The following is a 26390-nucleotide window of genomic DNA, read 5'->3' on the forward strand; positions in this document are numbered from 1 at the left end:
GTTACTATAATGAGTGTTTTCATTCGATACGAGCCGCACGGGTAATTAATGATTTAATTAAATTGTTAATATATTCAAATTGCTTAATCAATTTACGAATAATCAAAAGTGAATAGTACGATACGGCTTACGGGCTCGTAAAACATAATGATAGCATCTATATGCCCCTTACACCAATCATAACTTGCTGTATCTGCAATAAAATAAAATGGATTTCCTTGGTATGAAATTTTAATCCAATCAGGTGAGGGTTGTCTTTCATACTCCAATTGCATATCGAAAGCCTTTGGATACTCACCATCATCAATAGAGCCTTGCCAATTTCCACTCCATATATCTCCACCTAAATTGTTCAAATAATTTACTCTATTAGGTTTACCTTTATATTCGGGATAATTTGTATCTACTAAGGTACCGTATTTTATTATGTTTTTCTTGCTTTGCTCATAGGACTCCACCATTTCTTGAAGTTCTTTCTCTTCTTTAGAATCAAAATCCCAGTTATGATATTTAGTTCTTTCAAAAAATCCTTCATTTCCTAAGAACTCAAACTTGTTATCATCGGTGAGTTTGAACGTTACCCAGTTAGGGGCGGTGTATTCATTGTGATATTCGGTAGTGTTTCCCCCCATATATCCTATATTTGCCTCAAAAGGGCATAACATATACACTTTTTGTCCTGCCCAATCGGGGTTGATTTCTGCTAAATCGATACTCATCAGGGGCAGAAAGTGCTTTGAAAGCCATTGTTGGTCTTTCGTAAAGATGTCTTCTGCCTTTGGGAACGCCTGTAAATGGTCGTTCAATTCTTGGATGTTTTCACGTGATTGCATAATTATTAATGGTTTATTGTTTGTTATCAGACAAGGCAGACTGGGCAGACGAGGCTGAAATCAACTTAGCCAAAGTTTGAAACTTTGGCAAAGTGTGTAATTGCCTGTGCGGCTCGCACTACCGCCAGCCACCACCGAGGGCTTTGTATAGGGTAATGCCGTACTGCATACGGGTAAACTGGGCGTTGGCAACGCTAAGTTCGGCGTTGAGGCGGTTTACTTCGGCAGTGATGACCTCGAGATAGTTTACCATACCGCTGTCAAAGAGCTGTTTGGAATAGTCGGTAGCTTGCTGATAGGCTTCCATCTCTTTGGTTTTGAGCTGAACGAAGTCGTCTTGCGAGCTGAACTGACGCATCGCATCGGACACTTCCTTGCCGGCAGAGAGAATGGCTTTCTTGAAATTGAGCAAAGCGGTTTCTTGAGCGGCTTGTTGTACCTCGTATTGGGTGCGTATTTGTCGGCGGTTGAGGATAGGTTGCGCCAATCCTGCCACGAAATTAGCAAACATTGACTTGGCAGAGAACCACGTATCGAGTTCGGTGCTGCTGATACCCCCGCGGGCGGAAAGGGTAAGGGTAGGATAAAAATTGGAACGCGCTACATTGGTGAGTTCAAAGGCGTTGCGCAGGTTGAGTTCGGCACGTGCCACATCGGGACGGTTTTCGAGCAAACTCGCAGCATACCCCTGACGGAATTGGGTAGGGAATTGTTGGCTTGCAAGCGTAGAGCGTTCTATCGTATGGGGTTCTTCGCCCAAGAGTACGCAGATCGTATTCTCCAATGCCCAGATGCTATTATTCACTGTAATGAGTTGCGCCTGTGCGTTGTACACGAGTGCTTCGATTTGTTTGGTCGCTACTTCGGTAGTAGAACCCGCATTTTTGAGTTGTTTGGTCGTTTCCAAACTTTGAGAGCGGAACTCAATCGTTTGTTCAAGCACCTTTTTCTGTTCGTCCAGCATCAAGAGTTGGTAATAAGCAGTTGCCAAGGTAGCGACTACTTCGGATTGCACGGCTTTTTGGGCTTCCAAAGTAGCCAAATAGCTGGCGTAAGAAGCGCGTTTTTGAGCCGATAGCTTGCCCCAGATGTCGGCTTCCCAAGAGGCAGTGCCTGTGATATCGAACGCATTGTTGTAAGTGCGGTCGGTAGCAAAGCCTCCTGCATTGAGGGAGGAAGTACTGCGGGTGTAGTTGGCACCTACTGAGAGGGTAGGGACAAATGCCGCTTTGCTTTGCTTCAGGTATGCCTGCGCCGATTGTACGCTTTGCAAGGCGATACGCACATCGAGGTTTTGGCTCAGTGCCTTGCTGATGTGCTGTTGCAAGAGCGGGTCGGTGAAGATGTTGCGCCACGAGAGGGAGGCGTCGCTCTGGGCATCGGTAGCGGGGCTATCGGTGCGGAAGAGCTTTTCGTCAATGGCTTGCGGACGCTCGTAAGCTTTGCGACCTGCGCAAGCGGTAAGGGTAAAGGCTATAGCAGCTATAGCGAATGATTTATAAAATTTATTCATAAGTTTTCAATTAACAATTCACAATTAATAATTAACAATTATAGAGAGGTATCTTCTTGTTTTTCTAAATATTCCTTAGTATAAGCATCTACACCATAAGAATAAAAATAACCATACTTCTCCTTTAATTTATCCTCTACAAGTAATGTATATTTAGCAAATACCCCTTTGCGTAAGTTTTCTTTAAATTGTTCTCTATTTTCTTCCTTCACAGGTTTTCCATCAAGAAAAAAACAAATACCACAAGTGTAAGTATATTCCACACAAATCATTCCTTTAGGCAGGGGAGCTATTGAAGTATTGTATGTTTGTTTAGGGGCATTCTCAATAACTACAAAACAAACGTTAGGTTCATAGAATTTAATTACGTCCCATTGTTTTACTTCAATAGAATAAAGTCCATTTTTATCTATACGTGCTCTTTTTCCTGTATCAGTATAGATAAAAGAAGTTTGTTCTTTATCCAAATAATAATTAGTAACCTTTCCTGTGACAGTGATTTGGGCTGTGAGGGGCAGAGAGAAGAAAAATAAAAATAAATATTTCATAATGACAAGTGACAAATGAAGACTTTGACAAAGTTTGAGACTTTGTCAAAGTGCTATTACTTGTTAGTATTACCTTAGAAAATGGGTTGAATTTTCTTTACGAGGCTGTCCATTGAGATGGGTTCGGGTTTGATAACTACGCCTGAGCGTACTTTGTTAAGACCTTGAGCGAGGATGACATCCCCTTTTTGGAGTCCGCTTTCTACTACGGCATAGTTATCGGCGCGATTTTTAAGGGTGATGACGGCTTGCTTGAGGGTATCTTTTTCAACTTTATACACGAATACTTTTCCTTGTTGCTCAAAAGTAGCTACTTCGGGGATAACAAGCGAGTTGTTAAAGTGTTGTGGAATTTTGATCGTACCACTATTGCCATTGGTGAGCACCTTGTTAGGGTTAGGAAATGTTGCGCGGAACTGCATACTACCGGTAGTAGCATCAATCTGACCGGTTACGGCTTGTATCTTGCCTTTCTCGGCATATTCCTTTCCGTTAGCTAACACCAAAGAAGCCTCGGGTAAATTTTTGAGTCTCTCGGCAGTAGTGTTGCCTTCGGTATTGCCTAAAAAGTTGAGATATTCTTTTTCGTTCATTGAGAAGTAGGCATATACCTCTTTCACGTCGGATACGGTAGTGAGCACTGTGTTATTGGCATTTACGAGTGCTCCCTCGCGGAAGTTAATAGCACCTACTACCCCACTCACGGGTGCTTTTACGACCGCAAAACCGATGTTGCTCGCCACCTCATTGTAAGTGGCTTGCGCGCGTTGCAGATTGGCGCGGGCAGTAGCGAGCTGGATAGGGCTCACGATGTTCTTTTCAACCAAAGGCACCAATTTATCTACTTCTACCTTAGCGACTTCTACCGCTGCTTTGGCTGAAGCAGCGGACTGGTTAAGGGTTTGGGTTTCGAGCTGGAAGAGCGCTTGCCCTTGGGTTACTACCTGACCTTCGTCTACTAATACTTTGGTGATATAGCCAGATATTTTGGCTTGTACGGCACTATTCACCACCCCTTCGATATTCACAGGGTAAGAGAGGTTTGCGACGGTATTTTGTTCGCCTACCACAATCACAGGGTAGGACACAGTACCTTGAGATCCTTGCTGTTGCTGATTTCCGTTATTACAAGCTACCAATGCGATAGCTGTTGCTGCTAAAAAGATTTTATTCATAATGTTTGTTATTTTAGATTTAGGGGTTAGCTATCAGACAGGTCAGAGAATTTGGACAGGTCTGAAAGATAATTTTATTAAAAATAATATACTAAAAAGGAAGCGTTTTACAAAAAAACACTTCCTTGTTTTTGGGTGTTATGTGGTTTTGTTGTCGTGGTGCAAAGGTACGGCAAAAATAATTATAGACAAGCGCGGGAACGCGTTAATCTTTTGTTAAAGTTTTCTTCATTAAAATATCGGTTTGTGGGTCGTTACCGAGGACAAATACGTGTTTGTCAAAAGGTACAAATCCGTTCTTTTCATAGAAGCGAATGGCACGGGGGTTTTGCTCCCATACGCCGAGCCATACGTATTGTACAGCTTGTTCACGAGCTACTGTTATGGCTTTTTGGTAGAGCTCCTGCCCTACCCCACTGCCGTGAAAGGATTTGAGCACATAGATGCGCTCTATCTCCATCGCTTAAGGGTCTTGCAATTCGGTTTGAGCATCGGCAAAGTTTACTTTTAGATAGCCTCGTACCTCGCCTGCTTCTTCTGCGAAGAAAAACAGTGAATTGGGGTTTGAGAGTTCTTGTTGTACCTTGGCTGTTGCAAAGCTTTTCTTAAGATACTGTTGCATATCGGCTTCGGTATTCGTCGCCGCAAAGGTTTCAAAAAATGTTTGTTTGCCGATCGCTTGTAGGGCAGCGGTATCGGCAAGGGTGATTTGTCGGATTGTCATATATTAATGATTACTGATTGATAATTAGTAATTAATATGGTTTATCTGGTCGTATTCTACAGATGTTACGCCTTTGATATTAGAAAAATAGGTTTTTGCCTCACGAATATCTTTATTTTCGGGTACTTTAATGGCTATTCCTTTGATAATTTTGTATTCATAAAGCATTTCAGCTCCGTATTTTTGCACTTCTTTCTTCAAAAGTATCAATGCTTTTTGATTTTGATAGCTAATAATGAGATTATGCGTAATATTTTTAAGCATTTCTTCTTCTGATGGGGTTGTTTGTGTTATTTTTTGTGTGGTATGACAGGAGAGCGCGACGAGGCTCAATCCTACGAGAATTATTTTTTTCATAAAAATAATGTTTTTTTTAAAATCTTCTATAGATTAAACAGGGTTATAAAAATTACGTTTTAAATATTATTTCTTTCGTAAACTTTCAGAGACAAGATGTATTTAGGTGATGTACGCCTTTGATAATCAATAATTAGATATAGGAAGCTTATACAAACCTTATACGAATGTTGGACGATTGTTATACAAAAGCCGAATGTATGCCCTACCTAAAACGGCGACAAAACGAAACTTAGATAATGGATTATGCTAAATAAATGTTAAATAAGAGCAAAGTAAATAGAATTGTATGTGGTTTTTCAAGGGGTAGCTCAACGGTAAATGGCAGGATAGAGAGGGCAAAGATAAGGTTATTAAATTAATTTTGCAAATAATTTTGTGGTGTTTTGTTTGTTATTTGATAAAATATTGTACTTTTGCCACGCAATTTAAACAAGTGTTTTTTATAGAATGAAGAAAGTAATTTTATCAGCCTTATTTTTAACTACAATGGCTGTGGAAGCTCAGCAATCATATGCAGGGCTTCGAGAGAGCAATTATTCGGGTATTTTTCCTGTAACATCAAATCCTGCGAATATGATTAGTAGTAAGCGTTCGTGGGACGCCAATATCGCTACAGTGAACTTGGGTTTTGGTAACAATGCTATTAAACTCACCCCTAATCTTACCAATAGCTTTAACGAGTATACGCGTGTTGATACTCAGAATCCTATCTTGGGTTTTAACAATATCAACGCGAAAGTTAATGTTGATGTGTTAGGACCTTCGGCTTTTGTGAAGATAAATGACCAGCATACAGTAGGAATTTTTTCTCGTGTACGCGTTTTAGGTGATGTGCGCAACGTAGATGCTAAAATGTTGCAATCATTTGTTACTGATTTAAGCGACTTAGAGCTCACGAACCCTTACCAAGTGAGTATTAACAACCAAGAGATAGTAATAAATGCTTTCTCGGAAGTAGGTTTTTCGTGGTCAGGTGAAGTGTATTTTGACGGTACGAACTCGGTGAAAGTGGGTGCGAGTGCTAAATTAGTACAGGGCTCTGGTAATATTTATGTAGGTTTTAAAGACTTTGAGGGTTCGGCTACATTAACGCCTAATAGCGATAAGGGCAAAGTGAACTTAAATATTCAATCGGCTAACGGTACTTTGGAAGTACTGAACGGTGGGGTAGATTTAGTTGATTTTGATAATGTAAAAGCAAATAAATTATATTTTAGCTCAGAGGCTACTACATTGGCTTTTGATTTAGGAGCTACGTATGAGTTCCGAAAGGACGGTTGCCCTCGTTGCCACAACAATCCTCACGATTTGCGTGTAGGGATTTCACTAATGGATCTCGGGCGCTTGCAATACACTGCCAATAAGAACTCTTACCGCTACAGAATGCCTGCAACCCAAAGTACGACTTTAACCATAGATGATTTATCAGAAGAGAATTTGAAGAGTCATTTTGATGAAACAAAAGCTACGGGCTCTAAATTGAGGTCGTCATTGCCTTCTACTTTTAACCTCAGCGCCGATTATCGCGTGGTTGATGCGTTCTATTTGAACTTATCAGGACAAGTGAATATTGCTTCTACAAAGGATAAAGAGCTATATAACGCTACTTATGCTAATGAGCTTTCTCTTACTCCTCACTACGACACAAATAGTTTTGGAGCTTATTTACCTATTTCGTACAACCAAGTATCTAAAGCTAATGTGGGAATAGCCTTGCGCTTAGGACCTTTGGTATTGGGCTCAAGCACTATTTTAGGGAATGTGATCACCCGCTCAGCTAAGGAATTTAATTTCTTCTTTGGGCTTCGTTTCGGTCACCAATCTTATCCTGTAAACCTTTAATCATTAATCTAAATTTATTAATTTTTCATAATGGAAAAGGCTGTTCAGCACTTGCTGAACAGCCTTTTTGCTTTTAATTATTATCCAGTATTAAAATTCAAAACTTCCTACTTCAATTACTTCCTTAGCATTGCTAAGACGTACGGTAGTTTCTTGTTGCTTTTGCTGCGGTGTACCGTAGTGAGCGTAGAAGGTAATGCGCAAACTCACAGGCATCAGTTGTTTTTGTGAACGGGTGCCGTAGTAATTCACTTGCACTTTGTACTTGCCATTTTCAGCTTTCTTGAGCATAAATTCTTCGGGACCGTAACCTTGAGTAACATCACGTGAGATTTTACCACCGAGGTAAGTAAGTGTGTTTCGGTAGTAACACTTCTCGCCTTTAGGGTCGGTTACCCATAAGTCCATATCGCAATTGTCGGTGTCCCAAGAGAGTACTACTCGCACATCTACGGATTCTTTTTTGAGTAAACGCTTGTCGATATAGCTTACATCAATGCCTTTATGACGCAAAACTAAGCTATTGATATCGTTCATTGTTACGATTTGTACATCACCAAACCTACTGCTCCACTCACCTGTAACTACTTTATAAAGGTTTTTCACGGCTTCGTTATAGGCACCATCGTCAGCAAGTGCTAAGCCCAAATCGCGAAAAGACTGTGGTTCTTCCTCACGCAGAGTTACCACCTTACGAAATACCCATACCGCTTCTTTCTTAGCATTGTAATTACTGAGCTTGTAGCCCAACATACGCAACAACTGAGGGTCGTCCAAACCGAGCTCTGCCAAATTAGATATTACTAAAACAGCTTGCTCACGATTACCTTTCTTGAAGAAATAGTCAGCGACATCTACATAAAAGGAAGGTGTGTTGCCGTATTCTTTTTTGAGCTTGTAATAGGTTTCAACGGCTCTATTTTCATCGGTGTACTCCATTACTTTGAGGTAAGGCGTATCAGGGTTATAGGCGTTGAGCTCTATTTTTGAGATAGGGGTAGAGGCAGGAGTGTTATGCGGAGTAGCTACTCTTTTAGCCATAGCATTACTACTAACATCTTTCTCCGCACTACGTTCTATTATTTGAAACGGCACGTCTATTGAAGGAGCTTCTTCTATAACTTCTATAGCTTCTACTGCAGCAATATCATTGTCTACCACTTCTTCTGTTCTTACATTGGCATTACGCTCTACTCTTCGTTGGCTACGCGGACGACGACTCTGTGAGTAGCCTGACACTACCGCTTCTTCTAATATAGGCTCTTCTCTATTTTTCTTAGGTTCAGTGCCTTTCACAGGATATACTGTGTTCCACCATTCGCTTTGCTTTTTTGATTGTTCTACAACTCTATCCAAAATACGCTTAGCAGTATCCTCTTTTTGCTTTTCTTGATTAGCTAAACGTTTAGAGTATTCCATTTGCAATTCTTCAGGTGGGGTAATGCGATAGCGCACATAGTCTTCCAGAGTTTCTAATACGATGAGCGAAGTACCTTCGGTTACTATGCCGTACTCGCGCCCTATGGCGTCTATTTGCTTTTGGTCAGCTCCTTCGCGCTCTAATTGTGCAATTTGCTTCTCTGCCCAAATTCGGCGCAAGAGGGCAAACTCGCTCTCGGAAGCATCTTTGTTAGTCGTAAATTTAATTTCTTTTTCTACGACTGTATTTTTAGGATACCCAAAGCTGAGTACCAAAGTAGCTTCTTCGCTTTGCAATTCTCCTGCCAAGGTAAAATTACCTTTAGTGATAGTCGCACCTTTCTGCGGAAGCACATTGGTTACTTTACCGCTTTTTACTTGCACATTCAGCAATTGAAAAGGTACTGTACGTGCTACTTTTATTGCTTGCTCAGTGGTGAGGGTTGTCAAATCAATAAAGCTACCGCCCGTAGCATTGGCTAAGTATTGCATTTTTGGGGTATTGGCTACAGCCGAAGCATTTACCACACTCACGGGTACTTTAGTTTGTTTCACTACTTCGTTCACCGAAAATTCTTTTGCACCAAAGTTGAAAATACCGTCGCTAAAGAGTAGCAACTCATCGCCTTTGAGATTGAAATCAATAGCATTGCCATCGGTAGCACCGTCGTATTGTAAGTTCTCTAAATGCGATTTGAGAGCTTGCCAATTGCCACTTTTTACCTCAAAAGTTTGTGTTTTTGCCGTGCGTATATTAAAAGTGCTAAGCACTACCTTAGTATCTTTAAGTTCCTTAAAATAAGCATCCAAGAAAGTAAACTCTTTTTCTCTATTGCGCTGGCTTGCTGAGTGCGATGCGTCCCATAAGAGTCCTATTTCCTTAGGAGTGGGTCTACTTTTAGCTTTGGCATTGCTCAAAGCGATATTGCCGTAAAAATAAGTCTGGTTACCCTTAGTAGCTGTAATGGCTTGTGGCTTCTCAATTTTGGGGAAAGTAAGCGCAATGTTCTGGTTGAGGGTGAAGTTTTGCTTACTTACCTCACTGATATAACTATTGCGCGCCTGCTTGAAGTCTAATTGCAAGCTGTTCTGAATATCTGACTTTACAAAGCGGGAGACCACCTCAGTGCGCACCTTGAAGTTTTTGAGTGTTACATTAGCCGTGATAGGCAAGAAGTAGTAATCTTGTCTACCTCGTTCACCGAGTTCTTGTTCAAAGGCGATGAGCACGCGCCGTGTACCTTTAGCAGGCATAGGGTATACACGGGCTTTAAAGTTGTTGCCCTCAGTCTTTTCTAATAAGCCTGGGTCTACACCCCTGCGCACTATGTCCTCAAAGGCTTTGCGACCTAAGGCTTTATCTACTACCACCCCTTCACGTAGTTTGCCGTTGATGTCCAAGGCGAAACGAGACACCTGCTGTCCATCAGCAAGAGGGAATTGAAATTCGCCTTCCATTATGCGACTATTGGGGTTGTAAAAGGTCATTTCCATAGTGGTCATCGCCGTCTGGCCTACCACCAAGATGTCTACGGAAAGGTCTTGCAACACCATAGGGTTGGCATTGCGCTCATTCACTACCTTCACCTCAGGCACTACTGACTTTTGGGCGGTCATTGCTAAGGGAAGTAGCAAAGCTGTTGCTGATAAAAAATGCTTGATTTTCATTACTGAAAGTTTTTTGATGAAACTACTATCAGTAAATCAAAGAGCGTACCAAATTCACTAATTTGCTAATTTTCACATCCGTTCATTACCTGTAGAATGTGAGTGTGCCATTTTCTCTAAAAGCTGTAAACGGCAGTTCAAAACCTTCTATTTTCTTGCCGTTCAGTTGTACGTACTCCACTAAGTTGCTGTCGGAATTGCGAGCGACACTTTTTATTAAAAACTTCTTGCCTTCAGGTAGTTGCAAGCTCACCGTTTTAAACAGTAGGTTACCGAGTATGTAGTTATCACTGGCTGGCGTTACAGGATAAAAGCCTAAGGCTGAAAATACGTACCAAGCCGAAGTCTGCCCGTTATCCTCATCACCGCAATAACCGTCGGGCGTAGGAGTGTAGAGTTTTTCCATCACTTCCCGTAGTTTAGCTTGCGCTTTTTGGGGTTTACCTGCGTAATTGTACAGATAAATGAGGTGTTGTATAGGCTGGTTGCCGTGTGCGTAGTTCCCCATATTTATGAGTTGCATCTCACGGATTTCGTGTATGGTAAAACCGTAGTACGAATCGTCAAACAGCGGTGGCATCTCAAACACTTCGTCTATCTTCTTTTCAAAAGCGGCTTTGCCTCCCATTAGCTCTATGAGTCCCTCAATATCCTGAAATACCGACCAGGTGTAGTGCAGACTGTTGCCTTCAGTAAACGCATCGCCCCATTTCAGTGGATTAAACGGCGACTGGAACTCTCCGTTCTTATTCTTGCCCCGCATCCACTTCGTTTCGGGGTCAAACACATTCTTGTAGCGTTTCGATTGTTCGTAATACTGTTTAGCAATGTCCGCCTTACCCATCTTTTCTGCCATACGAGCAATGCAATAATCGGCATAAGCATACTCCAATGTGCGGGCTACATTCTCGTTAATCTTCACATCGTAAGGCACATAGCCCAAAGTGTTGTAGTAATCTACCCCCTCACGCCCTACCGATTTCACCGGTCTGTCCTCGTTTTGGGTAGCGTTCTTGAGCATTGCTTCTAAAAGAATTTCGGCATCAGCCTCCTCTATATTGCCTTTCAAATACGCATCGGCAATGATAGAAGCCGAGTTCGACCCTATCATACAATCTCTGTGACCTGGACTTGCCCATTCGGGTAACCAGCCCGATTCTTTATAAGCGTTCACCAATCCCTTCATCATCTGTTGGTTCATCTCAGGATACAGCAGGTTAAAAAGCGGAAATACGGCACGGAATGTATCCCAAAAGCCATTATCGGTGAACATATACCCCTTTTCCACCTTGCCGTTATACGGACTGTAATGCACCATTTCACCTGCCTTGTCGTACTCGTAAAAAGTGCGCGGGAAGAGCAATGTGCGGTACAAACAAGAGTAGAAAGTGCGCAAATGGTCTATATTGTCATCTTCCACTTGTATCTTGCCGAGTTCACTCTCCCAAAGAGTAAGTGCTTTTTGTTTCGTCTGTTCAAAAGTGTCATTGCTGAGCTCCGTTTGCAAGTTCAATAGCGCTTGTTCAGGCGAAATAAACGACGACGCTACCTTCACCGTTACCTGTTCGCCTCTTTTCGTGCGAAATCCTATCACCGCGCCTGTGTGTTCGCCCTTGCTTTCAGGCTTTTTTGTCAGCTTAAATCCGTCTCCCCACGTTTGTACGCTCTCAAAATCTTTGTCGAACGTAAGTACAAAATAGTTGTGAAAATTCTTAGGTACACCACCACTGTTGTTGCGGGCATAGCCTATAATTTTGCGTTCTTTGGGTAATACTTGTACCATCGAGCCTTTAAAATAAGCGTCTAAAACCAAATAAGCCTTATCACTCTCAGGGAAAGTAATGCGGAACTGAGCCGCACGCGAAGTAGGAGTAATCTCCACCGAAGTGTCGTAATCGGCTAAGTACACCTTATAGTAATGTGGTTGAGCCGTCTCAGCCTTATGCGAAAACCACGAAGCGCGCTCTTCCTCTTTAATTTTCAAGTCGCCCACTACCGGCATCAAGGCAAAAGCTCCATAGTCATTAATCCACGGACTCGGCTGGTGGGTTTGCTTAAAGCCCACAAGCTTATCAGCGTGATATTGGTATGCCCAGCCGTCGCCCATTTTGCCCGTTTGGGGCGTCCAGAAGTGCATTCCCCAAGGCACCGCAATAGCAGGATAGGTATTCCCGTTGGACAGACTAAACTTCGAGTCCGTACCCATCAGTGGATTTACATACTCAGTGTAAAAAGTTTCGGGCACGGCAGAAGCAGTGTCCTGTTTAGTTTCTTCTTTTGAAGTACTTGCCTGCTGGTTACAAGCCATCATCAAACACAAAAATACAAAGGATAATATCTTTTTCATCTTAACAATTATAATTTTCATTCTATTAGATATTATTTTAAATATGAGTCAAGGATTAAGAATTAATAACATCTGGTCTATAATGAGTTATGATAACCGTTATACATCCCCTCTTTACCTTCACTTTCCCCGTCACCACAATTCCCCCCTTGAGGGGGGCTAGGGGGAGGTTTCTTTTGTCATTCATCCCTCGTTCCTCGTCCATCTCCCCCTATTGCCTATGACCTAATGCCTAACATCTCTTCTCTTTCTTTCGTCTCGAAACCCTGTTTTTAGCATTATTGGCATTATTGTATTACAGTATTAATCAATCACTTATAAGCCCTTTGTATAACAATCGTCCAAGATTCGTATAAGCTTCCTATAAGCTTTGTATAAGCTAAGCATACCCTTCTTACAGCTCATCTTCTATCTTTTAGCTAAAAACTCTCTTCCGAATTCCTCCGTTCCCTTCCGACAACTCCAATACATTTCTTTCCCGTCACCAATTCCCCCTTTGGAGGGTTGTCGGCAATTGCCGAGTAAGTGAATTAGGGGGAGGTTATCTTTTTCAAACTTTTTGTCCTCTCTCCAATCCTCTCTCAAAACTCCGATTAACCACGTCTCTTTTTATAATTTTCTCATTTTCCACCTGTTATTGCATTCTCTTAAACCTGTTGTGCGTCCACAGATAAAACTCCGGTTGGTCGTAAATCTGCCTGTTTACGCGCTCAAAAAACATATCCGTAATCTGAAAATCCACATATTCAGTAGGGTTTTCCGCCAAAACCTCAAAAGTCGTTTGGTAATAACCCCGCTTTAGTTTCTCTATCTTAGCAAATACAATCACCGTATTGAGTGCCTTCCCTAAGCGTTCTGCCCCTGTAAACACAGGCACGTTAAGCCCTAAAAACGGACGCCGATAGTTCTTCTTATTATTAGGAATTTGGTCTGAAGCAAAACCATAACAGTACACCCCGTGCGCATCTTTGTGCTTTTTCATCTCTCTGTGCGCCGTGTAGCGAGGCAAAAGATAACTGTGGTGCTTCATTCGTATTTTTTGTAACAACCTGTCGAAATACTTATTGCTCAGCGGAGTATAAAGCGCATACGACTTGTGTTCAAGAAAATAAGCCAAAGACAACAACCACTCATAACTCGCATAATGACTACACATAATCACGATATTATGCTCTTGTTTTTCGTATTTCTTCAACACTTCTAAATTCTGAAATACCATACGCTTCTTCATCTGTTTTTCGCTCATTCCATACGATTTCACCATCTCTAATAAAGTATCGCAAAAGTGATGATAAAACTTGCTTTCTATTGTTCTAAGTTCCGCTTCTGTCTTAAAAGGAAAAGCCGTACGAAGGTTCTTGCGCACTACCTTCACCCTGTACTTCAATAGCGTATAAAGTATAAAGTAAAGAAAATCAGATACCCCATAAAGAAGCCAAAAAGGCAATCGGGAAATCCCCCAAACAATAGGATAAGCTATAATATAAATCAATAAATTCATTCTGTTCCTAATTTTGTGGCAAAGGTAGTAATTTAAATATTATCCAAAGAAGTAAATCTGTAATTTTTGCATTTTCTCAAAGAAAGAAATGTGTTGCAAACTTTGACAAAGTATTCACCCGCTTGTCGTACTACAACTTTAGGCAAAGTCAAATTCCCTAATAATCAATTACCTTTTTCAGTACGTGTAGAGGCTAATAGCAATTAACCCTCTTACATTATTAACAATAAAAAAGCGCAACATCCCTCAAGGCATTGCGCTTTTTTAATTTGTAATATGAATCAATAGTTAAACATTGATAACATTTGTTTTATAGTAAGTTATGATGGCCATCACAATATTCCCCTTTTGGAAGGGGATAGGGGGAGGTTTATAATCAACTATTTAATTTAACCTCTGATCCGCATTTATAAAGATTATCGCTTTACAAACACCATTGTTGCGGTAATACTATTCCCATTAATTATTTCAGTGTCAGTAACGGTAAGCTTATTCCCTGATAAAGAAACTTTAGGAGCTTCATCACCACTAATGATTCTATTGCCTGAAATGCGATAAGATTCAGTTCCTTTTTGCAACTCTTGACAATTACCAGCAATTCCCCCATACAAAGTAAATGTAATTTGGGTATCAGTGAAAACTACATTTGTTCGCTTGAGGCAATCGTCAAGCGGTACAGAATCTTTTCCATCACTCATACTTTCTAAATACCAAGTGCCTACTAAGTCTTTGGCGTTAATACTACTATCTTCCGATTTTCCGCACGACACTACCAAAATTGCTACGGCTATAAAAGCCATTTTTAAAAGCTTTTTCATTTGCTATAATGTTTTATTAATTAGACAACGCAAAGGTACAAATTCCCCTTCCTTCTTATGTTAAATTATTGTTAAATTTCACCCAACATTCCTCTTAGCAACTAAAAATTAAGTACTTTTTTATTTTTTACCTCTTACCTTTTACCTAAAAAACGTCTTTGGCACGAATTTCGCTGCTCATTATCAAAATGAAAGTCCCAGTGTCGCTTTTGTAGCACATCTCCCCCTTTGAAGGGGGCAGGGGGGATGTTTTAATTTAAATACACTTATGAAAAAGTTATTATTACTATGCTTAGGGGTTTTATCCTCAGTAAGCTGGGCACAAGAAGTAGGCTCAGCAGGTCGCTTGTTGCAAAATGAATACCGTCAAAACAAGCAAGCACGCGCTGTTATTGGGCGCGGTGGCGGTGGTATCTCCGTAAATATCGATTGGGAATACGACTATAACGGTGGTTATGCCGAAGTCTTTATCCGTATTCCTGAACGTGACCGCTTTACCGTGAGTATAGGCGATCAAGAGATTACCAGTACTACCGGTATGTACCGCTTCTTCGACGTAACAGCTAACCCTCAACCACTCAGCATTTGGCAAGGACGTACCCTCATCTATCGCGTAACTATCAATCCACGTAACAACACCCGTATGATTATGGACTTCTTTTCACGCGACGGCTTGTATTTGTTAGACGAAATTAGCTTGAACAACAACCAGCCCTCTTATCACGGTCGTCAATGGAACGATGTGTGGAATCGCTCATACGGCGGAGGCTATGGAGGTGCTCCTATGATGCGTCAAGGTGATTTTAATAACTTCTTTAAAATGTACAAGGACGAAAGTTTCGATAAAGACAAGTTAGCTTTTTTCCGCGCTCAAAAGAACATCGTATCCTTTACCACAGAGCAAGTAGGAATGCTAATGGAAGAGCTCTCTTTTGACGACAATAAGCTCATCATCGCTCAAGAGGCTTACCAAAATGTAGTCGATCCCCAAAACTATTATCAGTTACAAGGAAAATTCACTTTCTCATCTGGTAAAAAGAAACTCTCAGAGTTCTTACAATCAGTGCGTAGATAACAAACTTTATAACAGTATAACAAAAAACTATTATTGTAGTGTTTTGCATATCAGATAAAGTTTGTATCTTTGCACAAATTATTAACAACAATATAAAAACATATTAGTATGGCATTAGAAATAACAGATGGAAATTTTGAAGACTTGGTGCTTAAAAGTACCCAGCCTGTATTAGTAGACTTTTGGGCAGTGTGGTGCGGACCTTGCCGTATGCTCGCTCCCGTAGTTGAAGAAATCTCTAAAGAATACGAAGGTAGAGTAGTAGTAGGTAAAGTAGATGTGGATAACAACCAAGAGTTTGCTGCTAAATACGGCATCCGTAACATCCCTACAGTATTGGTATTCCAAAACGGTGAAGTTGTAGGTCGTCAAGTAGGGGTAGCTCCTAAAAAGACTTACACCGATGCATTAGATGGGCTATTGTCTTAACAGCCTGTCGTGCTACGACTAAAAAAGGCTATCAACAACTTAATACTTGTTGATAGCCTTTTTTATTAGAAAGCTTCTCTTACTTTTTGCGCCAGTTCTTTGAACTCTTCATCAGTCATCTTCACTTTGTGCTGGAAGGTCATTTCGCTCATCTCACTGATAGGAATCAAGTGCACGTGAGTATGAGGCACTTCAAGACCTACTACAGCTACCCCTATACGCTTACAAGGTACTACCTTTTCAAGGGCTTTAGCTACACGTTTTGAGAAAGCCATTAGGCGCAAATAATGGTCGTCTTCCATATCAAAGATATAACTGATTTCCTGCTTAGGAACACAAAGGGTATGCCCCTTCGCATTAGGGTTGATATCAAAAAAAGCTATAAACTCATCGTCTTCTGCTACTTTATAGCAGGGAATTTCTCCGTTGATAATTTTTGTAAAGATACTCATTTTTTCTATTTGTTAGTTTAAATTTTAGGACTTAGCCAATCTTTAAGTATAAACCAATAATCATAAGGGCAAGAGTAATAAATAATCCCACCACCCATTTTATGATATCTAATTTAGCCTGCGCTAAATCTTGCTTTGTTGCAAGGGTTTGTGTTCTTACATCAATTTCTGATTTTACTTTTTCAGAAACATAAGTAGTAAGAGCCTCTGCTGTCTGAGCATCAATTTTCTCACTTAGTAATTGAGTTACTGTAAGTGTCATAGTCTGATTTGTTTAGTTTTCGCAAAGGTACAAAACATTTTTGTACTGAACAAATTAATTACCTACTTATCTCAAGAATCTCCATTTTAAGAGTGCCATTAGGTACCTTAATCTCAGCAATTTCACCTACCGATTTGCCCAAAAGCCCTTTGCCAATAGGCGAACTCACCGATATTTTTCCTGCTTTTAGGTCAGCTTCACTTTCTGCCACAAGGGTATAGGTAATTTCCATCTTGTTAGCTAAGTTTTTGAGCTTTACAGTCGAAAGTACGAGTACTTTGCTCACATCTAATTGCGATTCATCAATGATGCGTGCATTAGCTACCAATTCTTCTAGCTTAGCTATTTTCATTTCCAATAAGCCTTGTGCTTCTTTAGCAGCATCGTATTCGGCGTTTTCTGAGAGGTCTCCTTTGTCACGTGCCTCAGCAATAGCCTGAGAAGCACGAGGGCGCTCCACATCTTTCAGCTGATTGAGTTCATCGCGCAGCTTTTTCAGCCCTTCTGCAGTGTAATATGATACTTTCTTCATAATGTTCTTTTAATGTTGTTATGTTTATATAAAAATAAAAAATCCTCAAATAGTCTCTCTGAGGATTTCTGGGGGCAAAGGTAACACTTTTTTTTAAACTGACAAACTTTTTATAACAAAGTAATACGTTTTTCCCCTTTTATCATCAAATATAAATTTACCAATTTCAATTAACAACAATCTTTATGTTCACTAAGTCATTTTTCTTCAGAGTATCTCCTGCCCAACTCCATCATTCCTTACAAAAACTATTAACTTTTATCTTTTAATTCTTAACCCTAAAAGAACAAATCTTGGCACGCTTTTGGTATCGTTTCAGTGAGAATTTTGAAAAAAATAATTATATATTTGTCACTTTTCAATATTTTTAATAACTTTGTCCCCTTGCTGAATCACAATTAAAAAACACTCAACAATAATATGACACTTAAAAAATACACATTGGGAACTCTTTTCTGTTTCTTAATCGGTAGCTTTTCCATTGATGCACAAAACTCATTTTCCAAAGATACCATCAACCAAACTATTGCAAACAACAAACGTGAAGCCCTTCGCAAACTAAACGACAACCCAAAAGCAAGGAAATACGACGAGAAATGGCTGAAAGAACTCTCTAATTCCGATTTGTTCGAGCAAATGAGTGAAGATATCGCTGCTACTCCCACCGATGTAACCTATGACGAACTTCCTACCGAAGTACTTAAAAAACGATTGGAGAAACTCAACCAGAAAACTCCTTTTAACGTTGAATACAATCCTATCTTGGAACAGGTAATTAAATCTTTCCTTAAAAATCGCCGTTCTTCTTTAGAGCGACTAATGACGCTTAGCGACTATTATTTCCCTATGTTTGAACAGGAAATGAGTAACCAAAAGATACCCTTAGAGATGAAGTATTTAGCCATTATCGAGTCGGCTCTAAACCCCAAAGCTCGTTCACGTGCAGGAGCTACGGGCTTGTGGCAGTTTATGTATAGTACCGGCAAAGGTTATGGCTTAGAAGTAAACAACTATGTCGATGAACGTAGCGACCCCATTCGTTCTACCAAAGCTGCTGCAAAATACCTCAACGAACTCTATAAAATATTTGGGGACTGGGATTTAGCGCTTGCCGCTTACAATTCAGGACCTGGTAATGTAACCAAAGCTATCCGCCGTTCCAATGGCAAAACTAACTATTGGAACCTCCGCCCCTATCTCCCTAGAGAAACCGCCGGTTATGTGCCCGCTTTCTTGGCAACCCTCTATATTTTTGAATACGCCAAAGAACACGGCTTTAAACCTCAAAAACGCGCCAATCATCTTTTCGAAACCGATACTATCCGCGTAAAACAAGCTATATCTTTCAAAGACATTTCCGATATCACAGGTATGGACGTAAAAGATATCCAGTTTTTTAACCCTTCGTACCAATTAGATATAGTCCCTTACGTTGAAGGTCGTAACTACGCTGTACGCCTGCCTATTTCCGAAATAGGTAAGTTTGTATCTAATGAAGATGCTATCTATGCTTACCTCAATGAAGAAAAAGCAAACCGAGAACAACCCCTCCCACAAGTGGTAAGAGGTGATCAGTATGCTGGAGGCAAATCTTCTAAGAAAACTGTTTACACAGTAAAAAAAGGCGATAATCTAAACAAGATTGCTACACGACACGGCGTAACAGTCTCTAATCTCAAACGATGGAATCGTATCAAGGGAAGTAATATTCGTATAGGACAACGCCTCTCTATCTACAAGTAACAGCTAACAAGCTCAAAGCACACTCATAATGAGGAAAACTACCTTATTAAAGCTCATCGGAATTTTTTCGGCTGTGCGAGGTTACAATATAATGATGGTATGCCTCGCCCAGTATTTAGCAGCTATCTTTGTGCTATCGCATAAACATTGGCACGAGGTAGTTTTTGACGATTCCCTACTGATGCTCGTCATTGCAGGTGCTTTAGCTATTGCAGGAGGCTATATTATCAATGGTTTTTATGACAAAGAAAAAGACCTTATCAATAAGCCTACTAAAACAATGATAGACCACTTGGTAAGTCAAAATACCAAACTCACTCTTTACTTCTTGCTCAATTTCCTTTCTGTGATTGTAGCCAGCTATGTGTCATTTAGGGCAGTAATTTTCTTCTCAGGATATATCTTCACAATGTGGCTCTATTCCCACCGTATCAAAAAGTTGTTATTTTTCGGCAATCTCACTTCAGCAATACTGGCTATCATCCCTTTCTTTGCTGTATTTATATATTACCGCAACTTCGAAACAATAATTTTTGTACACGCTCTACTCATCTTTCTACTTATTCTCATCAAAGAATTTATCAAAGATTTGCAAAATATCAAAGGTGATTTAGCACATAACTACGCTACTATACCCGTAGTCTATGGCGAGTCTCTCTCCAAAAAGCTCATTACCCTAAGTGTCGTGTTGTGCTCCTTGCCTATTTACGTATTGCTCAAGTATTTTCCTATAGGAAATTTAACTTACTTCCTATGGTTTATGCTCATATACCTATGCTTCTTTCTGTTTCTACTCTGGCGAAGCAAAGACCAAAAACATTACGCTCTACTTCACAATATGCTCAAATTGATATTAGTAGCAGGCATCTTTAGCGTAGTGCTTACTGTAAAATAATCTTCTCCATTTATTGATGATTATTAAAATGTTCGTTCTTGCTACACTACGGTATTTTGCCAAAGTTTAAAACTTTGGCAAAGTTGAATATCCATCTCTGTAAGTAAAAAACTCTATTTATTTGATTCGTAAAACTGCTTACCGTACTATAACCAAAAAGAGCTGTCTTATTATAGACAGCTCTTTTTCACATTTCATATAAATTTGAAAAAAAGAATCCTACTTCTTTGCAGTAACTACTTTCAGCATATCACAAGCTTTCTTCTCACCGTTATCACAAGCTTGTTCAAACCAATCAGCTGCTCTACTATCCGATTGCTCTATGCCCTCACCGTGATAATAACAGTGCCCTAAACGGAATTGTGCAGGAGCGTAATCTTTGCGTGCTGATAGCTTGTAGTAATTAGCAGCTTTTTCATACGAGCGGTCTATACCATTCCCGTTGTAATAACAGTTAGCCAAGTTGTATTGTCCTTGTGCGTAATCGCGTTGCGCCGACCGTTGAAAGTTAGCCAATGCTTGCCCAAAGTTTTGCTTCTCAAAATAATAAGACCCTAACTCATTAAGCGCTTCCACATTGTTTTGTTCTGCCGCTTTCGCAAGCCAATGTACCCCTTTGGTTTCGTTGAGACGTTTCATAGGTGTTTTCGGAGCATTTTGGGCTACAGCAGGTCGTGTACTTGCTCTTACAGCATATTGCTGTTTAGCCAATGAAACACTTTTACCTCCTCTTTGCCTGCGAAGTAACTCTGCACGCGCTTCAGCTTCTGGACTGTTAGGCTCTATGCTGTGTGATGAGGTAACAGCAACCGTAGGTGTTGCAGTGGCTGCTGGTTTTTTAGGAGCTTGCTTAGGTGTTGTTTTAGGAGCAGGGGTAGCGGGCTGTGGTTTTACATCAGGTACCATTGTCATATAGTATTTCCCTAAACTGAATTGGGTAGAAGCATCTCCTTTTTTAGCCACTCTTTCAGCCCAATAAACAGCCTTTTCATCGTTCTTATTCGGATTCTTTGCTTCAAAATAATATTCCATTAAGCGTTTTTGTGCGGTGGTATTATCTTGTTGTTTAGCCAATTTTTCATAGAGTGGAAACGCTTTATCGTTTTGTTTTCTCGTCCCCTTAGCATAAAAATAACCATCAGCTACTGCCAATATCACATCCGGACTCTCTTTTGGGTCATTCTTTTCAACTATTTTATTAAGCCAATCAAAAGCGTATTTATTAGAAAGCGCAGCAGCCTTTACTGCCCATTTGCTGGCTTCCCTCATCGATTTTTTCACTCCTTTACCTTCGGCATAGCATTGTGAAAGATTGTATAACACTTCCGCATATGCATCTTCTTGCCCTTGGTAAAAGTAATCTAACATCTCTTTTTGTGGTGTAGGTTTTAGTTTAGAAGCTTTAGTATAATATTCAAACGCACGTTCAAACGATTGATTAGTGTATTTCCCGTTGAAGTATAAATCACCTAATTTCTTAAGCGCTAAAAGATGATTAGCTGCTGCTGCTTTTTCAAGGTAGTCAAAACCCTTTTTAACATCTAACTGCCCTTCTTGCAAAAGAATATTTCCCACGTTGTACTGTGCGTTTACATCACCTGCCTCAGCAGCCTTTTGGAAGAACTCTAAAGCTTGTGCGTTAGAGGGGTGCGCTCCAATTCCCACTGCATAACACACTCCTAAGTTATTTTGTGCAACAGGAGTAGGATTGTTGTTTACTGATTTAAGTATCCAGCTAAAAGCATCTTTGGGTGAAGGATTTGTACCTATACCGTTGTAGAAGCAAAGTGCTAACTGTGCTTGCGCTGCTGCATTGCCTTTGTTAGCGGCTTGGGTATAGTAATTAATCGCTTTTTTGTAGTATTTCCCTATAAGCGCACTGTTGCCATAGAAGTAGAAGTTTCCTAATTGATACATTGCTTCTGCATCGCTTCCTTTAGCAGCTTTTTCAAGCATTTCAATCGCTTTAGCTTCCGATTTCTCTACCCCTTTACCCTCTAAATAAGCCTCAGCAAGCATTTTTTGCGCTTCTGTGTTGCCTTTGTTTGCCACTTGGGTAAGTCGCCCTATAGCTTCTGGGTTTGAGGCATTGGTTTCATATGTCCAAGAGGCTAATAGTAATTCAGCTTCTGAGTTGCCGTTTTTTGAGGCTTGTTCTGCCCAATACTTAGCCTTGTTTACGTCTTTAGTAACTCCTTCTCCTGAGTGATACGCCTTAGCAAGGTCTATCTGTACTTCAGGTTTCTCTTTCTCGGCGTGCTTTTCTATCAGCGCGTAATACTTCTCTCTCGATTGTTCTACGCCTTTGCCGTCCCGATAACATAGTGCCAACTCGCGTTGCGCTTCCGAGTTACCCGCATCGGCTACTTTCGTGAGCCATTCCACCCCTTTCTGTGGTGACTTGGGCACGCCTTTGCCGTTAAAATAGCACTGCGCCAATTGGTACTGCGCGTTCAAATCGCCTGTCTCGGCTACTTTCTCAAGCCATACTACGGCTTCCTGATAAGAGCGCCTTACGCCCTTCCCCTTAAAATAAGCATCAGCTAATTCAGTTTGAGCTTGTACATCTCCCTTTTCGGCAAGCTTGATAAGTTTTTTTACACTCGCATCTTGCCCATACGATAAGGTCGCAAGAAAAACAGAGACTGCTAAAAACAAGTTTTTCATAGTATATTTGTTTATTTTTAATTACTTCCGCTTTGAGGCGACAAATATACGTAAAAAAAATAAACTAACTACACATTTACTTCTTTTTTTTCAAATTTGTCTCATTTTTAAGATTATTAAAACCGTCGAGCTCCGCTACTAACGAGCCCACTCGCAACGAGGCTCTTAGCTTTACAGGCACTTTATTCTTGTCGTCAGTAATCCACATCGTGATGCTCTCTTCCTCCTTAAACACGCGCCCATCTTGCACTAACGGACAGAACTTTAAGGTATTTACCGTACCAAAATGCGTCTTTACTTTTTCCCTCCCCAATAGCTTTAGTTTGAATTTGTATACCTCGTCATCATCAAAAATCATATCCATCGAAATTTGTCCCCCCACTTTCATATTTTCAATATCGGGGTGATGTCGAAGTGCGTAGAAGGCTGATATCACATCCTGTAAACCTGGCTGGAAAGCTATCTCGGTATCTTTACCGTTTTCCATATTGCGTATTTTCACCTTATTGGTAGTATGGTTAAAATACATTTTTAGGTGTTTAGTGTATCCTCCCTCGTAAATATTTCTTATAAAAAGTCGTGGTTTGCCGTCTGTTATGCCAAAATAACTTTCATAAGTGTCATCTACCTTAAAAAATACACGCGCCAAGCCTGTCGTAGCTCCTTTTCCTACTGCGTGAAACACTTTTTCGCCGTTATACATCTCTTCATTAACCGCCATCGTAGCGATACTGGCGTTAAATACACCATATTTCACTTTAAAACGTAACCATTCTCCACCTTTGAAAGGTAATTCAGAGTTCTGAGCGCCTACTATAGGGCTTACTAATAATGAAAAAAAGACAACAACAATACTTAAATGTTTCATATATCAATGTGTTAATCTGTCAATAAGACAATTTTTTAATCTGCCAAAGAGCAATTAGCGTGCCACTTTTCAGCTCTCCTACAGTTCTTATCTCATTTTTTTATATTACATTTGCCCGATTTTATAAAACCTTTTTTCTGTGAAGCTCTCTTTTCTTAGCTCTTACCTTTTATCTTTTACCTCGCGTATACGCCGTCACCCTGTCAAAACAGCGATAGCGGTGGTATGCTTGGTGTGGTATGTGCTGTGCTTGCCTCGCGTGCTCTTTCCGCAACCTTATGCCACGGTGGTCGAAAGCCGCGAGGGCAAACTACTTGGGGCTAAGATTGCGGGCGACGGACAGTGGCGCTTCCCTGAGGTGGACAGTGTCCCCTACCGCTTCAAAATGTCGGTATTGCAGTTTGAAGATGCTCATTTTTACCAGCATTGGGGCGTGAATCCTGTATCGGTAGCCAAGGCGCTCTACCGCAACGTGAGCTCTGGCAAAGTGCAGCGCGGGGGCAGTACACTCACCCAGCAGGTGATACGCATCGCTCGTGAGCACCAAGAGCGTACTTATTTTGAAAAACTCATTGAAATGATCTGGGCTACACGCTTGGAATTTCGATATTCTAAAGAGAGCATTCTCAAACTCTACGCTTCGCACGCACCCTTTGGGGGCAATGTGGTGGGGCTCGATATGGCAGCTTGGCGCTACTTTGGGGTCGCCCCTTACCAACTCTCGTGGGCGCAATCGGCTACGCTGGCAGTGTTGCCCAATGCCCCCAGTTTGATTTTTCCCGGTAAAAACCAAGAACGCCTCTTGCTGAAACGCAACGCCTTGCTATACAAACTCTTCCTTAAAAATATCATCGACAAAGAGACTTATGACTTGGCGCTTTTAGAACCCCTCCCTGCTGAGCCCCACCCTATCCCACAACTTGCCCCTCACTTGCTTACCTTTGCCTCTAAAACCCAAGAAGGTGAGCGCATTGCCTCTACAGTCTCATTAGAGTTACAACAGAAAGTAAACAGTCTTGTGGCAGGCTATTACAGTCATTATTCGCAATCGGAAATCTACAATATGGCTGCTTTGGTGGTGGAGGTGAAAACGCGCAAAGTGCTCGCCTATGTGGGTAATACCCCCACTGATGCCAACCATCAAAAAGATGTGGACATCGTGCACGCTCCACGCAGTACGGGTAGTGTGCTCAAGCCTTTTCTGTACGCCGCAATGTTGCACGAGGGAGAACTTTTGCCCACCCAATTAGTGCCCGATGTACCTACTCAAATAGGGGGCTATTCGCCTCAGAATTTTAGCAATTCCTACGAAGGGGCGGTCGCCGCTGATATGGCATTAGCTAAATCGCTGAACATTCCGTTTGTATGGCTCTTAAAGCAGTTCACTACCTACCGTTTCTATGATGTGCTCCAGCACTTGCAACTGAAAAACATCAACCGTCACCCCGACCATTACGGACTTTCCATTATCCTTGGCGGGGCGGAGAGCAATCTGTGGGATTTGGCACAAGCGTACACTAATTTAGCTTCGGAAACCGAAGTCTTTGCACGCACTCAGCACTATCGCACTCAGGAGTTTCAGCGTTTGCGCTACACTGATACCGGTGCTTTAGATTTCGGCAAACCCACCCGCGAACTGCCTACGCTCAGGGCAGGGGCGCTCTATAAGATGTTTAGTGCAATGAAAGAAGTGAACCGCCCTACCGATGATGTGGCGTGGCGCTATTACGAGTCGGCGCGAAAGATTGCGTGGAAAACAGGCACCAGCTTTGGCAATAAAGATGCGTGGGCTATTGGGGCAACGCCTGAATATGTGGTGGCGGTGTGGGTAGGCAATGCTACGGGCGAAGGGCGACCCACGCTCACAGGGGCTACCTACGCCGCTCCGGTGATGTTCAGCATCTTCAACGCCCTCCCTCCTACTTCGTGGTTTGCCCCTCCGTTAGACGATTTGCGCGAGGTGAGCGTTTGTGCCGATTCTGGCTTTTTGGCTCAACCCGACTGCCCCAAGCAATCGGTGCTCAGCAACCTCGCCCCTAAGGACGTAGGACAATGTCCTTATCACAAGTTGGTGCACTTAGACCCTACGGAACAGTACCAAGTGAACAGCACCTGCGAGTCACCGCAAAATATCGTGAACAAAGCGTGGTTTGTGTTGCCTCCCGTAATGGAATGGTACTACAAACAGCAACACATTCACTACAAGCCATTACCACCCTTGCGCGAAGACTGTGCACAGGGCAACCTACAACGGGGCTTGGATTTCGTTTACCCCAAACACCAAAGTGTGCTCTACACCACTAAAACTTTTGGAGGGGAACAACAGCCCTTTACAGCCAAGGCAGCCAACCGTGAAGGTAAGATGTTTTGGTATTTAGACGACGTTTTTCTGGGCACTACCGAAACCTTTCACGAGATGAATGTGTTTGCCCCAAAGGGCGACCACACCTTGCGAATTATCAACGAAAAAGGCGAAGAAAGAGCCATTACTATACTATGCCGATAAGCCGATTAACTTTTAACTTCGTACACTTTGCCAAAGTTTAAAACTTTGGCAAAGTTAAAGCCCCCTCTTTCCGTTCATTTTCCGTCCTTACAGTTCCCCCTCCACGAGGTTGTCGGCAATTGCCGAGTAAGTGAATAGGGGGAGGTTCTCTTCATCTTTCCGTCACAACACTCCCCCTTCGGAGGTTGTCCGCGAGAGCGAAGTAAGTGAATA

The 26390-nt window shown here is 41.4% G+C and carries 20 protein-coding genes and 1 pseudogene; 6 read left to right on the plus strand and 15 right to left on the minus strand.

Going from position 1 to position 26390, the window contains the following annotated elements; translation table 11 throughout:
• Positions 1 to 92: 92 nt before the first annotated feature.
• The 6 genes and pseudogenes from RCZ04_RS00570 to RCZ04_RS00595 all read right to left on the minus strand — a co-directional run bounded on the left by RCZ04_RS00570 (position 93) and on the right by RCZ04_RS00595 (position 5150).
• Entirely contained in the window at positions 93 to 833 is a 741-nt protein-coding gene (locus RCZ04_RS00570) for a hypothetical protein (RefSeq protein WP_460483980.1), read from the minus strand.
• Positions 834 to 951: 118 nt separating this feature from the next.
• On the minus strand, positions 952 to 2346 hold the full coding sequence (locus RCZ04_RS00575) for an outer membrane factor lipoprotein domain-containing protein (protein WP_460483981.1): 1395 nt from the start codon (positions 2344 to 2346) through the stop codon (positions 952 to 954).
• A 38-nt stretch (positions 2347 to 2384) separates the two neighbouring features.
• Complete coding sequence (locus RCZ04_RS00580; RefSeq protein WP_460483982.1) at positions 2385 to 2894, minus strand: Ig-like domain-containing protein; 510 nt, start codon at positions 2892 to 2894, stop codon at positions 2385 to 2387.
• A gap of 74 nt (positions 2895 to 2968) precedes the next feature.
• Positions 2969 to 4069, minus strand: coding sequence for an efflux RND transporter periplasmic adaptor subunit (locus RCZ04_RS00585; protein WP_460483983.1), 1101 nt, complete (start codon positions 4067 to 4069; stop codon positions 2969 to 2971).
• A gap of 205 nt (positions 4070 to 4274) precedes the next feature.
• Positions 4275 to 4793: pseudogene (locus RCZ04_RS00590) on the minus strand (GNAT family N-acetyltransferase).
• Positions 4794 to 4817: 24 nt separating this feature from the next.
• Positions 4818 to 5150 carry a hypothetical protein gene (locus RCZ04_RS00595; protein WP_460483984.1) on the minus strand — a complete coding sequence of 111 codons (333 nt, stop codon included), beginning with the start codon at positions 5148 to 5150 and terminating at the stop codon, positions 4818 to 4820.
• Between the two features lie 450 nt (positions 5151 to 5600).
• Here RCZ04_RS00595 and RCZ04_RS00600 point away from each other — a divergent pair, with 450 nt between their 5' ends.
• Positions 5601 to 6995 carry a DUF5723 family protein gene (locus RCZ04_RS00600; protein ID WP_460483985.1) on the plus strand — a complete coding sequence of 465 codons (1395 nt, stop codon included), beginning with the start codon at positions 5601 to 5603 and terminating at the stop codon, positions 6993 to 6995.
• Positions 6996 to 7085: 90 nt separating this feature from the next.
• On the opposite strand, the gene RCZ04_RS00605 is transcribed toward RCZ04_RS00600, so the two are convergent.
• The 4 genes from RCZ04_RS00605 to RCZ04_RS00620 form a co-directional block, all read right to left on the minus strand.
• The gene (locus tag RCZ04_RS00605; protein WP_460483986.1) at positions 7086 to 10082 is read right to left on the minus strand and encodes a VIT domain-containing protein; all 2997 of its coding nucleotides are present in this window, start codon (positions 10080 to 10082) and stop codon (positions 7086 to 7088) included.
• Positions 10083 to 10167: 85 nt separating this feature from the next.
• Positions 10168 to 12450: a GH92 family glycosyl hydrolase gene (locus RCZ04_RS00610; RefSeq protein WP_460483987.1), complete on the minus strand. Its 2283-nt coding sequence runs from the start codon at positions 12448 to 12450 to the stop codon at positions 10168 to 10170.
• Between the two features lie 613 nt (positions 12451 to 13063).
• A complete protein-coding gene (locus RCZ04_RS00615; protein WP_460483988.1) occupies positions 13064 to 13930 on the minus strand; it encodes a lysophospholipid acyltransferase family protein in 867 nt (288 codons plus the stop codon).
• Positions 13931 to 14346: 416 nt separating this feature from the next.
• Positions 14347 to 14748, minus strand: coding sequence for a lipocalin-like domain-containing protein (locus RCZ04_RS00620; RefSeq protein WP_460483989.1), 402 nt, complete (start codon positions 14746 to 14748; stop codon positions 14347 to 14349).
• Between the two features lie 268 nt (positions 14749 to 15016).
• Here RCZ04_RS00620 and RCZ04_RS00625 point away from each other — a divergent pair, with 268 nt between their 5' ends.
• Both RCZ04_RS00625 and trxA read left to right on the plus strand, forming a co-directional pair.
• On the plus strand, positions 15017 to 15823 hold the full coding sequence (locus tag RCZ04_RS00625) for a DUF4476 domain-containing protein (protein WP_460483990.1): 807 nt from the start codon (positions 15017 to 15019) through the stop codon (positions 15821 to 15823).
• Between the two features lie 108 nt (positions 15824 to 15931).
• On the plus strand, positions 15932 to 16252 hold the full coding sequence (trxA, locus tag RCZ04_RS00630) for a thioredoxin (protein ID WP_002673363.1): 321 nt from the start codon (positions 15932 to 15934) through the stop codon (positions 16250 to 16252).
• A 65-nt stretch (positions 16253 to 16317) separates the two neighbouring features.
• Here trxA and RCZ04_RS00635 read toward each other — a convergent pair whose 3' ends face one another.
• From RCZ04_RS00635 to greA, 3 genes are read right to left on the minus strand one after another with little or no spacing between them, the layout of a single operon-like run.
• Positions 16318 to 16704 carry an HIT family protein gene (locus RCZ04_RS00635; RefSeq protein ID WP_460483991.1) on the minus strand — a complete coding sequence of 129 codons (387 nt, stop codon included), beginning with the start codon at positions 16702 to 16704 and terminating at the stop codon, positions 16318 to 16320.
• Between the two features lie 31 nt (positions 16705 to 16735).
• Positions 16736 to 16966 (minus strand): hypothetical protein, encoded by a 231-nt coding sequence (locus RCZ04_RS00640; protein ID WP_460483992.1) that lies wholly within the window; start codon positions 16964 to 16966, stop codon positions 16736 to 16738.
• 58 nt (positions 16967 to 17024) lie between these two features.
• Positions 17025 to 17498 carry a transcription elongation factor GreA gene (gene greA, locus RCZ04_RS00645; protein WP_034555703.1) on the minus strand — a complete coding sequence of 158 codons (474 nt, stop codon included), beginning with the start codon at positions 17496 to 17498 and terminating at the stop codon, positions 17025 to 17027.
• A 420-nt stretch (positions 17499 to 17918) separates the two neighbouring features.
• On the opposite strand from greA, the gene RCZ04_RS00650 reads away from it, so the two are divergent.
• Both RCZ04_RS00650 and RCZ04_RS00655 read left to right on the plus strand, forming a co-directional pair.
• Positions 17919 to 19241 (plus strand): lytic transglycosylase domain-containing protein, encoded by a 1323-nt coding sequence (locus tag RCZ04_RS00650; RefSeq protein WP_460483993.1) that lies wholly within the window; start codon positions 17919 to 17921, stop codon positions 19239 to 19241.
• 28 nt (positions 19242 to 19269) lie between these two features.
• Positions 19270 to 20136, plus strand: a complete 867-nt coding sequence (locus RCZ04_RS00655; RefSeq protein WP_460483994.1) for a geranylgeranylglycerol-phosphate geranylgeranyltransferase — start codon at positions 19270 to 19272, stop codon at positions 20134 to 20136.
• Positions 20137 to 20355: 219 nt separating this feature from the next.
• Here the strand turns inward: RCZ04_RS00655 and RCZ04_RS00660 are convergent, their stop codons facing one another.
• Positions 20356 to 22803, minus strand: coding sequence for a tetratricopeptide repeat protein (locus RCZ04_RS00660; protein WP_460483995.1), 2448 nt, complete (start codon positions 22801 to 22803; stop codon positions 20356 to 20358).
• 76 nt (positions 22804 to 22879) lie between these two features.
• Positions 22880 to 23671 (minus strand): DUF3108 domain-containing protein, encoded by a 792-nt coding sequence (locus RCZ04_RS00665; protein WP_460483996.1) that lies wholly within the window; start codon positions 23669 to 23671, stop codon positions 22880 to 22882.
• 139 nt (positions 23672 to 23810) lie between these two features.
• Here RCZ04_RS00665 and pbpC point away from each other — a divergent pair, with 139 nt between their 5' ends.
• Complete coding sequence (gene pbpC, locus RCZ04_RS00670) at positions 23811 to 26177, plus strand: penicillin-binding protein 1C (protein ID WP_460483997.1); 2367 nt, start codon at positions 23811 to 23813, stop codon at positions 26175 to 26177.
• Positions 26178 to 26390: the final 213 nt, after the last annotated feature.

This window comes from Capnocytophaga sp. HP1101 (genome assembly GCF_054772415.1).

Bases quoted from the DNA above. Each gene is read 5' to 3' on its own strand.
- RCZ04_RS00570 (WP_460483980.1), bottom strand. From the start codon at position 833: ATGCAATCACGTGAAAACATCCAAGAATTGAACGACCATTTACAGGCG.
- RCZ04_RS00575 (WP_460483981.1), bottom strand. From the start codon at position 2,346: ATGAATAAATTTTATAAATCATTCGCTATAGCTGCTATAGCCTTTACC.
- RCZ04_RS00580 (WP_460483982.1), bottom strand. From the start codon at position 2,894: ATGAAATATTTATTTTTATTTTTCTTCTCTCTGCCCCTCACAGCCCAA.
- RCZ04_RS00585 (WP_460483983.1), bottom strand. From the start codon at position 4,069: ATGAATAAAATCTTTTTAGCAGCAACAGCTATCGCATTGGTAGCTTGT.
- RCZ04_RS00595 (WP_460483984.1), bottom strand. From the start codon at position 5,150: ATGAAAAAAATAATTCTCGTAGGATTGAGCCTCGTCGCGCTCTCCTGT.
- RCZ04_RS00600 (WP_460483985.1), top strand. From the start codon at position 5,601: ATGAAGAAAGTAATTTTATCAGCCTTATTTTTAACTACAATGGCTGTG.
- RCZ04_RS00605 (WP_460483986.1), bottom strand. From the start codon at position 10,082: ATGAAAATCAAGCATTTTTTATCAGCAACAGCTTTGCTACTTCCCTTA.
- RCZ04_RS00610 (WP_460483987.1), bottom strand. From the start codon at position 12,450: ATGAAAATTATAATTGTTAAGATGAAAAAGATATTATCCTTTGTATTT.
- RCZ04_RS00615 (WP_460483988.1), bottom strand. From the start codon at position 13,930: ATGAATTTATTGATTTATATTATAGCTTATCCTATTGTTTGGGGGATT.
- RCZ04_RS00620 (WP_460483989.1), bottom strand. From the start codon at position 14,748: ATGAAAAAGCTTTTAAAAATGGCTTTTATAGCCGTAGCAATTTTGGTA.
- RCZ04_RS00625 (WP_460483990.1), top strand. From the start codon at position 15,017: ATGAAAAAGTTATTATTACTATGCTTAGGGGTTTTATCCTCAGTAAGC.
- trxA (WP_002673363.1), top strand. From the start codon at position 15,932: ATGGCATTAGAAATAACAGATGGAAATTTTGAAGACTTGGTGCTTAAA.
- RCZ04_RS00635 (WP_460483991.1), bottom strand. From the start codon at position 16,704: ATGAGTATCTTTACAAAAATTATCAACGGAGAAATTCCCTGCTATAAA.
- RCZ04_RS00640 (WP_460483992.1), bottom strand. From the start codon at position 16,966: ATGACACTTACAGTAACTCAATTACTAAGTGAGAAAATTGATGCTCAG.
- greA (WP_034555703.1), bottom strand. From the start codon at position 17,498: ATGAAGAAAGTATCATATTACACTGCAGAAGGGCTGAAAAAGCTGCGC.
- RCZ04_RS00650 (WP_460483993.1), top strand. From the start codon at position 17,919: ATGACACTTAAAAAATACACATTGGGAACTCTTTTCTGTTTCTTAATC.
- RCZ04_RS00655 (WP_460483994.1), top strand. From the start codon at position 19,270: ATGAGGAAAACTACCTTATTAAAGCTCATCGGAATTTTTTCGGCTGTG.
- RCZ04_RS00660 (WP_460483995.1), bottom strand. From the start codon at position 22,803: ATGAAAAACTTGTTTTTAGCAGTCTCTGTTTTTCTTGCGACCTTATCG.
- RCZ04_RS00665 (WP_460483996.1), bottom strand. From the start codon at position 23,671: ATGAAACATTTAAGTATTGTTGTTGTCTTTTTTTCATTATTAGTAAGC.